The 12,050-nt window shown below is 55.3% G+C and carries 10 protein-coding genes; 2 read left to right on the top strand and 8 right to left on the bottom strand.

The genetic code is table 11. The features are described from left to right. The first annotated feature begins 54 nt into the window (after positions 1-54). On the top strand, positions 55-2,364 hold the full coding sequence (locus tag M1136_10155) for a molybdopterin-dependent oxidoreductase (GenBank protein MCL5075992.1): 2,310 nt from the start codon (positions 55-57) through the stop codon (positions 2,362-2,364). Between the two features lie 51 nt (positions 2,365-2,415). Further along, positions 2,416-3,591: a pyridoxal phosphate-dependent aminotransferase gene (locus tag M1136_10150; GenBank protein MCL5075991.1), complete on the top strand. Its 1,176-nt coding sequence runs from the start codon at positions 2,416-2,418 to the stop codon at positions 3,589-3,591. Positions 3,592-3,757: 166 nt separating this feature from the next. On the opposite strand, the gene M1136_10145 is transcribed toward M1136_10150, so the two are convergent. The 8 genes from M1136_10145 to M1136_10110 all read right to left on the bottom strand — a co-directional run bounded on the left by M1136_10145 (position 3,758) and on the right by M1136_10110 (position 11,816). Then, a complete protein-coding gene (locus M1136_10145) occupies positions 3,758-4,597 on the bottom strand; it encodes a CehA/McbA family metallohydrolase (protein ID MCL5075990.1) in 840 nt (279 codons plus the stop codon). A 16-nt stretch (positions 4,598-4,613) separates the two neighbouring features. Beyond that, on the bottom strand, positions 4,614-5,483 hold the full coding sequence (locus tag M1136_10140) for a carbohydrate ABC transporter permease (protein MCL5075989.1): 870 nt from the start codon (positions 5,481-5,483) through the stop codon (positions 4,614-4,616). A 1-nt stretch (position 5,484) separates the two neighbouring features. Further along, positions 5,485-6,318, bottom strand: a complete 834-nt coding sequence (locus M1136_10135) for a sugar ABC transporter permease (protein ID MCL5075988.1) — start codon at positions 6,316-6,318, stop codon at positions 5,485-5,487. Between the two features lie 148 nt (positions 6,319-6,466). Continuing rightward, complete coding sequence (locus M1136_10130; GenBank protein MCL5075987.1) at positions 6,467-7,768, bottom strand: sugar ABC transporter substrate-binding protein; 1,302 nt, start codon at positions 7,766-7,768, stop codon at positions 6,467-6,469. 144 nt (positions 7,769-7,912) lie between these two features. Then, on the bottom strand, positions 7,913-8,917 hold the full coding sequence (locus M1136_10125) for a D-glycerate dehydrogenase (GenBank protein ID MCL5075986.1): 1,005 nt from the start codon (positions 8,915-8,917) through the stop codon (positions 7,913-7,915). A gap of 24 nt (positions 8,918-8,941) precedes the next feature. Further along, complete coding sequence (locus M1136_10120; GenBank protein ID MCL5075985.1) at positions 8,942-10,018, bottom strand: zinc-binding dehydrogenase; 1,077 nt, start codon at positions 10,016-10,018, stop codon at positions 8,942-8,944. A gap of 26 nt (positions 10,019-10,044) precedes the next feature. Beyond that, a complete protein-coding gene (locus M1136_10115) occupies positions 10,045-10,689 on the bottom strand; it encodes a class II aldolase/adducin family protein (protein MCL5075984.1) in 645 nt (214 codons plus the stop codon). Between the two features lie 116 nt (positions 10,690-10,805). Further along, positions 10,806-11,816, bottom strand: a complete 1,011-nt coding sequence (locus tag M1136_10110; GenBank protein MCL5075983.1) for a LacI family transcriptional regulator — start codon at positions 11,814-11,816, stop codon at positions 10,806-10,808. Between the last annotated feature and the right edge of the window lie 234 nt (positions 11,817-12,050).

Genomic DNA, 12,050 nt, shown 5'->3' with positions numbered 1-12,050 from the left:
GCCGTAGTCAAGCGTATCCGATAGTAGACCTCACAATGATTAAGGAGGCAAACGATGCCGCTGATTGGACAAAGGGTGGCCAGGGTAGATGCCCTGGATAAGGTTACAGGCAAGGCCCAATATCCCGACGACTTGAAGATGGAGAGTATGCTTCATGGCCGGGTTCTGCGCAGCAGGTACCCCCACGCCAGGATACTGAGCATCAACACTGAGAGGGCCAAACGCTACCCCGGAGTGGTGGCCGTCCTCACAGCTGATGACATTCCAGGTGTCAACAAAGAAGGACACGCCGTTATGGATAAACCGATTCTAGCTAAGAATAAGGTTCGCTATATGGGCGATGCGGTGGCTGTCGTGGCCGCTGAGACAGCGGAGATCGCCGAGGAGGCTCTCGATCTCATCGACGTAGAGTATGAGGAGATGCCCGCTGTCTTTGATCCTGTGGAAGCGATGAAGCCTGATGCCCCCAAGGTGCACGATAAAGGCAATATCCTTAAGAGTGGGAGAATCCGACAGGGCGATGTGGCCGCCGGCTTTGCCGCTGCCGATCTGATCGTTGAGGAAACCTACTACATTCCCAAGATCGATCACGCCTATCTCCAGATCGATGCCAGTCTGGCCAAAGTGGACGAGAACGGCGATATGCTCGTTTGGACGGCCACCCAATGGCCCCATGCTGACCGCCATCAGATCGCCCTTGCCCTCGGATTGCCCGAAGAGAAGGTGAGGGTCATTCAGATGACCACGGGAGGAGCCTTCGGGGCTCGTGAGGATATCATCACCCAAAGCCTGGCTGCCCTGCTGGCCCTCAAGACCAAACGTCCAGCGAAGCTGGTCTTCAGTCGTGAGGAAACTGTCTTAGTCCGGGCCAAAAAGCATTCAGGGGTACTGAGATACAAGACTGGGGCAACTAAGGAGGGGAAACTCACAGCCATAGAGGTAGAGATCGTCTATGATGCAGGGGCATACGCTTCCTCCAGTCCTGTTGTGCTTCTCGATAGCGTCTCCTTTGCCGCTGGTCCCTATGAAGTACCAAACATCAAGATTGATGGATATGTCGTTTACACGAACAATACCTTCACTGGAGCCTGGCGTGGCTTTGGCTCTAATCAGCCGGCCTTCGCCTATGAGCAGCAAATGGATAGGCTGGCCAAGGGACTGGGGCTTGATCCAGTGGAGTTTCGCCTGCGTAACCTCTTCCGTCCCGGCTCGACCTTCGCCACCGGGCAGAAGATGCCGGAAAGCGTGGGCATAAGAGAGACCCTGCCTCGCGCCGCCGAGGTAGCCGGCTGGCCCAAAAAGGGGAGGCCTTCCGGTCCAACTAAGAGACGCGGCGTAGGAATTGCCTGCGGCTTCAAGAATGTTGGTTATAGCTTTGGCTTCAGCGATAGGGCCACGGCCATCATCGAGGTATACCCAGAAAAAGTAGCAGTCAAGATCGGGGCCTGCGAGGTTGGCCAGGGCGTGACCACCGCCTTGGCCCAGATGGCCGCTACTGAATTGGGTTTGCCCCTAGAGAAGATTGAGATGGTACTGAGCGATACGGCCATCGCTCCCGATGCGGGCAGCTCTTCCGCCTCTCGACACGTCTTCACCTCCGGCAACGCTGTCCGCCGGGCTGCTGCTGAGGCCAGACAACAGGTCCTGCAAAAGGCTGCTGAACTGCTGGAGGCCGCCGTGGAGGATCTCGAGATCCAGGAGGGCCAAATTTACGTCAAAGGCTCACCCCACCGGTCTGTTCCCTTCAACACTGTCGTCACCGCTATACAGCGCTCTGCTCCACCGGAGACAGCTTCCGAGCCGCCTATCCGGACAGAGCATCTCTGGATACCACCGTTAACTGTGCCCATGGATAAAGAGACCGGATCAACAGGAGACGGGATGGGCCACTACTCCTTTGGCTATTGCAGCCAGATAGCTGAAGTGGAAGTAGATATTGAGACTGGGATAACGGAAGTGGTAAAATTAATCTCCGTCAACGATGTGGGACGGATCATCAATCCAACCCTGGCGGAGGGACAGGTCCACGGAGGGGCGATGATGACCCTCGGCTACGCCCTGATTGAGGAGTACGTTCAAGAGCAAGGGAGGGCTAAAACCCTTGACCTCCACGAATACCTGATCCCGACTGCACTGGATATTCCAGCCGAGTTTGTGCCCGTTCTTATCGAGATTCCTGATCCCAACGGGCCTTTCGGGGCAAAGGGGCTTGGTGAACTGGCCACTATACCTACCCCACCGGCCATCTACAGCGCCATCAACGACGCCTTGGGAATCTGGCTCAACGAGCTACCGGCCAAGCCAGAGCGAATTCTGCGGGCCCTACGCACCCAAGGAGCGCTAGTTCAGAAAGCAGCCAGTTAACCACTACAGCGGTTACGAAACCAGCAATATTTATTCTAAGGAGGTTTAGAAATGAAGCTAGCTAGTCGAATGAATCGTCTGGGAACAGAAACGGCCTTTGAAGTGTTGGTGCGCGCCAGAGCCCTCGAGGCCAAGGGGATGGATGTCGTCCACCTGGAGATCGGCGAACCGGACTTCGATACCCCCCGCAACATCATCGACGCCGGTATTCAAGCTCTGAACTCCGGTTATACGCACTACGGCCCCTCTGCCGGTCTTCCCGAGCTACGGGAGGCTATCGCTGAGGATATCTCCCGAAGCAGAGGGATCAAGGTCAACGCCAACCAGGTCGTAGTCACACCAGGTGGTAAGCCAATAATGTCCTTCGTCATCATCGCCCTCGTTGATGAAGGCGATGAGGTGATTTACCCTAACCCCGGCTTTCCCATCTATGAGTCTATGATCAACTTCGTCGGCGGTAAGCCGGTGCCCATCCCGCTGCGTGAGGAGAACGATTTCCGCATGGACGTGGCTGAGCTGCGGTCAAAGGTCGGCCCGAAGACAAAGCTGATTATCATCAACTCACCTCACAATCCAACCGGCGGCATCCTTAGCGACGATGATCTACGCCAGATAGCCGAGGTAGCAGTAGCTAACGACATCCCCGTGCTCTCTGATGAGATCTATTGCCGCATAATCTACGAAGGGAAGCACACCAGCATAGCGACCTTTCCCGGTATGGCTGAGCGGACTATCATCCTGGATGGCTTCTCCAAGACCTACGCTATGACGGGCTGGCGGTTGGGTTATGGCGTGATGCCGGAGGGGCTCGCCCCCCATATCGCCCGTTTGATGACCAACACCGTTTCCTGTACAGCTTCCTTCACGCAACGGGCCGGCATAGAGGGTCTTAAGGGGCCCCAGGATGAGGTAGAGCGGATGGTGGCTGAGTTCAGGCGGCGGCGCGATGTCATCGTTGAAGGATTGAACAGCATTCCCGGCATCACCTGTCGCAAGCCCCACGGTGCCTTTTATGTCTTCCCTAACGTAAAGGGGGTAGGGATGAGCTCGCGGGCTTTCGCTGACTACCTGCTGAACGAGGCAGGCGTAGCCGGCCTCTCAGGGGCTTCGTTTGGCGAGTATGGTGAGGGATACATTCGGCTTTCCTACGCCAACTCCATCGAAAACATTGAAAAGGCCATCGACCGAATCGGGAAAGCAGTAAGCCGACTACCGGTAAAGGTTTAGTTCGTTACCGCTCGCGGCTCGGCTGCCATTTGAGCGTTACGAATAGCGGCGAGAGCCCATACTGCCACCTTGACCAAGGATATCGCTTATCATCCATGGTGACCATATGTTTGTTCAGCGTGATACACCAGGGGTGTGGACATGGGGATATCCTCTAGGTCACCCACTAGCGACCAAAGGACGACGGGGAGACGAACAATGGCTGGGTGTAAGCTGCTCCTTGCGGACCCCGGCATTCCGCGCGCACGTACTTCTCATCACCCCGAGAGATGTACCTAGCTACACTTCCCCCTACCCGTTCCAAAATCTGTCCTCCCTCGCCAATGAAGATGATCTCCTGAGCCTGGCATGCCGCAATGTAAAGCGTGCCCTTGTCCATCGAAAGCGTTTCCAACTCAACACCAGTGGAGGCGTAGAAATCGCCGCGTACCAGCGCGCCCAGGATCGCCGCCTGGCTCAATTCAGGTGCACGGACTACGACCCAGCCACGACCAGCTAAGCCTCTCGCCAGGTCGTGCACATCGTCTGAAGCCATCCCCCACACCTGGCGTCCTTTGGTTAACAGTTGATCCCACTTGTCGAGCGCAAAGGCCGACCCTTCCAGGGTGGTGATGTTGGCATTGAAGATTTCTATGCCGATGTAGCCCACGGTGGACTCTAACAGCGCCAGCGGCCAGTGATCGTGCTGCCAGTTGGGGTGTGCAACGATGCAGCACCCGCCTTGCTGGCACACATGCTCAACTTTCTCCTGCATGGGCAACTGCTTATTTATCAGATCCCACACGTTTAGCGCGAGCAAGTGGTTGCTGCTCACCTCCTCGCCGCGGATTGTCAGTAAGCCGTCGGGTGATTGGTAATCCGTCTCATCGGTGATGTGGTCGTGGTCGGTGAACGCCAGGAAGTCGTACCCGTGATCCCGATACCAGTTGCATAGCTCTTGAGGCGTGGATTTGCCATCGTTGCTGTTCGTTGTATGTGTGTGTAGATTTCCTTTGTACCACCTCATACACGGGACCTCCCCCTTAACCCTTCAACCCACCACTGGCCAAACCACCAATGAGGTATTGCTGCAAGAAGGCAAAGGCCACTACGATGGGCAAGACCATAACAATCGCCGCGGCGGCAATTTGGTTCCAGCTGATAAGATATTCACCAATGAAACTGCTGAGGCCTACCCCCATCACCCACTTGGATTGACTGTTAATCAATGTTACCGGCAGGATGAACTCGTTCCAACCGGTGATGAGCGCAAAGAGAGTCGTCGCCGCCAGCCCGGGCAGTGATAAGGGCAGAACGATGTGGAAGAGCGCGCCGATGTGCGAGCAGCCATCTATCATTGCTGCCTCCTCTATTTCAACGGGGACGCTATCAAAGAAACCCTTAAGGGTCCAGATACACAAGGGGAGGGTGAAGGTAGTGTACGCGGCGATAAGGCCCACATACGTATCAAGTAAATGGAAGTCTCTAAAGATCACATACAGCGGGATGACAAGGAGTGGTGCAGGCAACATCTGGGTGATGAGATTCAAGGTAATTATTGTCAACCGCCCTCGATAGCGAAAGCGCGACAGGCTGTAAGCGCCAAAGGTAGAAACGAAGAGGGCAAGAACCGCTGCGCTCACAGTGACCAGCAGCGTGTTGCCAAACCAGAGCAGCAAGGGTCTGGCCTCCATAATCTCAGCAAAACTAGCAAGGCTGAGCCGCGGTGGCAGGAAAGCGGGGGGAAAGACGAATATATGGCCGCGCGACAACATGGAGGTGACGCACATCCAATATAAGGGGAAGAACGCAATCACAGAAGTGATAATGACGATAATATAGAGCAGAACCGATCTCACCCAGGCGCCTAACTTATGGCCGAACCGGCTGTATTGCCGTGTACTTGCAACCATCTCATAACTCCCCACGCCGCATCTGGACACCTAAATATACTAAACTGAAAGTCAACGAAACCAACAGAATGATCGTACCAATGGCCGTAGCATAGCCCATGTTATAGAAGGAAAAGGCTTGTCGATAGGTTTGTATCACCAACGTTTCAGTGGCACCCACTGGACCACCCCCGGTCATCACATAGATGATCGTGAAGCGTTTGAGGGACCATATCGCCAGTAGGATGATGATGGCTGTATTAACCCCCTTTAGGCCGGGCCAAGTAATGTAGCGAAAGCGGTTCAACGCTCCCGCCCCGTCAACGATGGCGGCTTCGTAGAGTTCAGGTGCGATCCCTTGCAGGCCAGCAAGATGCATCAGGGTAACGAAGGGGTATTGTGTCCACACGGTCACCATCAGGACGGCGAACATGGCTGCCCAAGGGTCTACAAGCCAGGTGATTCCTTTGACAATGAATCCAGATTTGATCAAGATGTAGTTGATTACACCGTAGTCATTGTCGAGCATCCACTCCCAAGTGAGGATGGCCGCGATATATGGCACAGCCCAGGGGAGGATGATGATGGTACGGGCGACAATCCTTCCCCTAAACTTCTCGTTCAGCAGCAGGGCCGTGACGAGACCGATGAGAAAGGAACCGAGCATGGTACCCACTGCATAGACGAACGTTACCCAGGTCGCATGCCAGAAGTCGGCTTGACCGAGGAGACGTCCGTAGTTTGCCAGCCCAATGAAAGGGCGCCCTGTCTGTGGACGCAGGTAGTCCACCTGATGCAGGCTCAGCCAGATGGCGTAGGCGACGGGATAAAGGATGATCAGACCCATCACAAGCATGGAGGGCGCCACCAGCATATAAGGGAGCGCTTTGCCGCGCAGACACCCCCAGCGCGCGGCAAAGCGCTCCGGCTGAATAGTGACTTTGTTCAGGGGAGACCCAACTGGTTCAGCTGCTTCAGCCGTGTCTTCAACAGTACCTGAATTACTACTTCTTCTTGCTCGCGACAAACTCTTCCAACGTCTTCTGGATATCCTGGGCGACCTGAGCCGGTGGCCTGTTATTATAGAACATCCCCTCCACCTTATCCCCCACCAGTTTCTGCCACTCGCTGAAATAAATCTCGAAGCCAGGGGGCGCGATGGTGATGGTGTAAGGTTGAGCATCAGCAAAGATCTTGAACCAGGGATATTTTGCCTGGAAATCAGGACTCAGAGCATCGCCCATGCCTGGAAGCGAAAAGGTCATCTCGGGAAATTTGCGCTGCCAGTCCGGTTGGGCCAAAAATTTCATAAACTCCCAGGCAGCGTCACTGTTCTTGGCCGCAGCAGGGATGACCAGAACGTTCTGCGGCCCACCGGTGGAAGTGTGGTTGGGAGAGGGCAAGCCAGCGAAGCCAATGTCCTGAATCTTGTCAGGAAATCGCTGTTCGATGAACTTATAGACGAAGGGGCCGCCGTGCAACATTCCTAACTTGCCTTCGGCAAGCCACTGTTGCGTTTGATCGAACCCAACACCTTTGGGGGTGACGCCGGCATCAAAGAGGCTCTTCATGAACGCCAAACCCTTAATAGTATTCGGGTCGGTCGCTGTGACTTTCCCATCTCTGGCGAAGTTGCCGCCGAAGCAGTTCACCCAGAGCACGATGTCCTCATAGAACCCATAGTCCTTCTGGGTTGTGGCAAAGGCGTAGCCATAATTTTGCTCACCGGTGATCCCCTTCTTTGTCAGCTTTACCGCTGCTGCGTAGAACTCTTCTGGTGTCTGCGGGAACTTATCAATGCCCGCCGCGGCGAAAGCCTTCTTGTTATAGACGATTTGATAGTTGCGCGTCATCATCAGCAAGCCATAAATCTTTCCATCGACTTTGAGGACGGAGGTCTGCGCCGGGTCCCAGCGGCTGAGGATGTCAGTTTTGGCCAGATAGTCGTCAAGGGGCTTGAGCACTCCCATGCTGACGTACTGCAGATAGTTGGCGCCCCGTAGCATGATAAGGTCTGCGGGCGAGCCGGACTGGACCTCAATAAGCATCTTGTCAAAGTACTGGCTTACCGGAAGACTATACTCTTCGATGTGGATGGCAGGGTTTGCCACTTCGAACGCTTTCGCTGCTGCCCGATAGAAATCACCGAAGCCTGGCTCTCCCCATTGCCAGCTGGCAAAGCGGACGACCGTCGGTGGCTTCTGGGGAGTGGGGGTTGCTGTAGTGGGAGCTACCAAGGAACATGAGGTGAGCAGCAGGCTCAGAATGAGCCCTAGACTGCACAGAAACCTTGCTGGTTTTAACATCTTTCATCTCCTCTGTGTGCGAACACTTGCCATTTCAACCCTGAAAAGGGGTGCGGGGCAAGTCACCGCAAATACCCACTTCATCTTGCAAAATTTGGGGGACACCATCCCCCGCCGGCGGGACATTTCGATATATTAACGATCTCACTTCAAATTATCTGTTCGCCTCACCTCCTTTCGGCCCCCTATGGCTTCCGGGTTGGCGCAGTGGAGCGGAACCTGACCGCTTACCGCTCGGCGTAGCTCATCTTTTAGATCCTCATTCTCCAGCGCGCACACCTCGATAGTATTCCAGGCCACGTGAGGAGTAATGATGACATTGTCCATGCGCAGGAGCGGATGATCTTGCAGTGGGGGCTCGTCTGTGAGCACATCAAGCGCTGCTCCTGCGATCCATCCTTCCCGTAAAGCATGCACCAAGGCGTGCTCATCCACCAACGCACCACGGGCTGTGTTCACCAGCAATGCGGTCGGCTTCATCTGGCGCAACTCCGCCTCACCAATCAACCCATGATTGTCGGGCAACAAACGCGCATGCAGGGAAACGAAGTCGGCCTGTCGCAACAAGTCTGGCAAACTCAGCAGCGGCACCGTGCTCTCGCCCTGATTGGTATGCGGGCTGTGAGCCACCACGCGCAATCCCAGGCCGGACGCCTTTTCTGCCACGAGCTGTCCAATGCGCCCCAGGCCGACGACTCCCAACACTTTCCCTTGCAGCTCAAACCCCCTCAGATGCTCTCGTGCTTCTTTGGGCCACCCCCCAGCCCGCCCAACCGCTATCGCTGAAGCCAGATGGCGAGCCAGAGTAAAGATGAGCGCCAGGGTATATTCGGCAACTGCGTTCTGAGACCGGGTACGCGGCTGAGCAACGACGACACCGTACCTGGTCGCCGCGTCCAGGTCCACCCAGGTCAGTGGGCCGACGTCATAGCAAATGACACGCCCTAGCCGTTCGCTCGCCCCAAATATCTCCTGGTCCAGTGGGACAGTACCGTTGGCCAGCAGGACGTCACACTCCGATTGCACGGCGGCGACCAACTCGGCGTGGCTGGTGCAAGAGCGAGAGACAACACGGCCTTGTGTCCCCACTTGTCGCTGTTCCAAGTCCGCGTCGCCCCAGTGTTTCAGGATCGTCAACACCCTCGTCATTCCTTTTCTAACATCCATGGAGGCTCACACAGCTAGCTCGGACTGGGGTGGGATGATCGAATACTTAATACCATCTTGCTCCAGGATGCGCTTCAAAGCATCCTCAACGTGGGCCAGGGGCACGCGGCCACTGACAAAGGCGTGGGCATCCACATCGCCCCACCGGATCATCTCCAATGCCCGCACCGCATGGCCAGGCTTATAGGAAAAGACCCCCTTGATAGTCAGAGCAGAATAGTGGAGCAATTTCGTATCTATGGTGATGCTGGTGTTGGCAGCACAGCCACCGAAGAGGTTGACTAGGCCTCCCTTGCGTGCCATCTTAATTGTCTTCTCCCATACCCCTGGCAGCCCAACGGCCTCGATGGCAACATCTGCCCCGCGCCCAGCGTCCGTCAGCATACGGATGGCTTCCACTTGATCGTCCGCTTCGCCAACTACGACCACCTCGTCAGCGCCGAAGCGCCGGGCAAATTCGAGTCGAATTGCGCTCAGGTCGGTGGCGATGACACGGGCTCCCTGAAGTTTCGCCAGCCGGACGAAGAGAAGCCCCATCGGTCCTGCGCCATTGATGACAACCGTATCGCCAGGATGGATGTGCGATTCCTCGATGCCATGAATCACGCAGGCGAGAGGTTCGGTTAGGGCGGCTTCCTCGTAGGAAAGGCCATTGGGGATGGGTAGGAGATTCTGACGCGCCACCTGCTCTGGGATGAGTACATACTCGGCAAAGGCACCAGAGATGAAGACCTGATGCTCACAGACGTTCTGCCAGCCGATCTTACAGTAATGACACTCGTTGCATGGGGCCAGGTTTGTCGAGACAACCCGCATCCCCTCCTCAAAACGTCGTTGAAGGAAACGCTCATTCACTTCCTTCCCTACAGCGACGATTCTCCCTGCCGTCTCGTGTCCAAGCATGTAAGGCGGTGTCTGTAAGGGATAACCACGCTTGTATTTCTTTACGTCGGTACCGCAGGTGAGCGTCGCTTGCACCTGGATGAGCACGTCGCGTGGCCCCAGATGCGGGACCGGAATCTCCTCCACCCTCAGGTCAAACGGGCCGTAGAACATAGCCGCTTGCATAGTCTTGGGCAACATGGCAACCGTCTCCTTATTGAGCGTCTTCAGTCCTTGTAACCAGCGCGCCCCCGGAGCTTGCACACTTCTTCTGGGGGGAGCAAGAAAGGTTTTCCCACCTGCAAGGCGAGATAATAGATGTATGCTGCATCCTCCAAACTGACCGCGCCGTGCAGGGCCTCATCTAAGGTCTCACCGATGTTGACCGTGCCATGGTTTTGTAAGATGACGCCCTTGCGGTCTCCGATAATCCGTAACGCTTCCAGCCCCAGTTGCTCGGTGTCAGGTGTTGTGTAAGGCGCGACCGGCACGCTGCCGCCCAGTTTAAAAATGATTTCCGGCATTGCAGCAGGCAGTTCGGGGCACACCATGGAGAGCGCTACGGCATAGGGGGCGTGCGTGTGTACGACCGCATGTACATCCCGACGCTCTCGATACCAGACCGTGTGCAGAGGTGTCTCGTTGGAGGGCCGCCAACGACCCTCGACGACTTCGCCTGATGCAGTGATGACAACTACATCTTCAGCTGTGATCGTTTCATAGTCACGGCCCGAGGGGGTAATTACCACGTAACCGGTCTTAAGATCACGCGCGCTGACGTTCCCGGATGTTCCTCTGACCAGTCCCCAACGGAACATCTGCAGTGCAGTCAGCGCAACTTCGCCGCGTAACTTGGCTAGCAACAAGGTCATTGTTGTCCTCCTGTTATGACCTCTACAAAATATTTTCAAGTCCGCGGCCACAGCGGGCAGATTGATAAGCGTTATTATCTACAACTTTTGGCTCATTGGCGACGAGCTGATACCTTTCAGAAATCCCTACCTACTTGACGAGAAATGCTTGATTCACGTACAGCTAGATGTACTGGCAAGATTACCCGACGCTTTGCCAGTGACGGTGATTCGATGCGTGATACTAATAACTCTGCCGCTTGACGCCCTAGTTCATGTTTGTCAACGACGACCGATGTGAGAGAGGGGGTGGAGAATTGGCAGAGGGGAAGATCGCCAAACCCAACGAGCGCTACATCGTCTGGCACACGCCAACCGAGTACCTGCAAGCCTCGAAGGAGTCCGAGTGCGAGCAGGTCGTTGCTGGCGAAAATGGCCGTTGGATGGAGATCGAGTGCCATCAAGCGCTCAGCGGCTGAAGCCCCTTCTGTCAGATTGAAGCCATCGGCTTCAACATAATTCGTAGGCAGAACAAGGCCATGCTCACGCACAACCTCTCGGAAACCCTGGAGACGGGCAGCGCCTGCGTAGGTGCCAGGGAAACCAACGACAATGGCGATATGGCAGTGCCCCTGCCCGATCAGATGCTCTGCAGCTAGCCGCCCTCCTCCAGCATTATCTATGCAGATAACATCAGCGCTGGCTGAGCTGGGATCGTGATCCACATAAACCACTGGTGTATCCTGAATGAATTCAGGCAGTGCCCTATCCGACAGGGGGGGACTGACCAGGATTACCCCATCTACCTGGCGCCCACGAAGTAATCTATAAATTCCAGTTTCCCCTGCCCCCTGCAAACCGGTTCTACAGAGAACCATACCGTACTGGTGATTTCGCAACTGTTCCTCGCAACCTTGGGCCACGTAGGAAAAGAAGGGATTAGTAATCTCAGGGACAACCAGCCCGATGAGGCCACTGCGTTGGGTTGTCAGGCTTCGGGCGAAGGAGTTGGGAATGTATTGCAGCTCTTCAATCGCTTGCAGTACCTTCACTCGAGTATCGGGATGAACTACCGAGGGTCGATTCAGGGCGCGAGAAACGGTCGCTACGGAAACGCCGGCGTGGCGAGCGACATCTTTAATGGTCATTATGCCGCCTTTATGGGTCAGCTTGCTACGATATAATGTAACCGATTACTGTAATCGATTACATTATATCATACTTTATTATTTTGTCAATGCCCAGTTTCCAACTATGTGAATGGTCTATGATTCTGTCACCTGTTAACTGTTCAGTGAATATGTCACCATTAAAGTATGAATACGGAGATGGTGACGTTGAGCAAGAAGGAGAACAAGCGAGCGGTGGTTCTGGCTAAGATT

Source organism: Chloroflexota bacterium (assembly GCA_023475225.1).
In the GTDB taxonomy this organism is placed as follows: Bacteria; Chloroflexota; UBA6077; order FW602-bin22; family JAMCVK01; genus JAMCVK01.
The sequence above is the reverse complement of the archived record's forward strand: the minus strand, read 5'-3'. Positions and strand labels throughout refer to the sequence as shown.

Bases quoted from the DNA above. Each gene is read 5' to 3' on its own strand.
- M1136_10155 (MCL5075992.1), top strand. From the start codon at position 55: ATGCCGCTGATTGGACAAAGGGTGGCCAGGGTAGATGCCCTGGATAAG.
- M1136_10150 (MCL5075991.1), top strand. From the start codon at position 2,416: ATGAAGCTAGCTAGTCGAATGAATCGTCTGGGAACAGAAACGGCCTTT.
- M1136_10145 (MCL5075990.1), bottom strand. From the start codon at position 4,597: ATGAGGTGGTACAAAGGAAATCTACACACACATACAACGAACAGCAAC.
- M1136_10140 (MCL5075989.1), bottom strand. From the start codon at position 5,483: ATGGTTGCAAGTACACGGCAATACAGCCGGTTCGGCCATAAGTTAGGC.
- M1136_10135 (MCL5075988.1), bottom strand. From the start codon at position 6,318: ATGCTTGTGATGGGTCTGATCATCCTTTATCCCGTCGCCTACGCCATC.
- M1136_10130 (MCL5075987.1), bottom strand. From the start codon at position 7,768: ATGTTAAAACCAGCAAGGTTTCTGTGCAGTCTAGGGCTCATTCTGAGC.
- M1136_10125 (MCL5075986.1), bottom strand. From the start codon at position 8,917: ATGACGAGGGTGTTGACGATCCTGAAACACTGGGGCGACGCGGACTTG.
- M1136_10120 (MCL5075985.1), bottom strand. From the start codon at position 10,018: ATGTTGCCCAAGACTATGCAAGCGGCTATGTTCTACGGCCCGTTTGAC.
- M1136_10115 (MCL5075984.1), bottom strand. From the start codon at position 10,689: ATGACCTTGTTGCTAGCCAAGTTACGCGGCGAAGTTGCGCTGACTGCA.
- M1136_10110 (MCL5075983.1), bottom strand. From the start codon at position 11,816: ATGACCATTAAAGATGTCGCTCGCCACGCCGGCGTTTCCGTAGCGACC.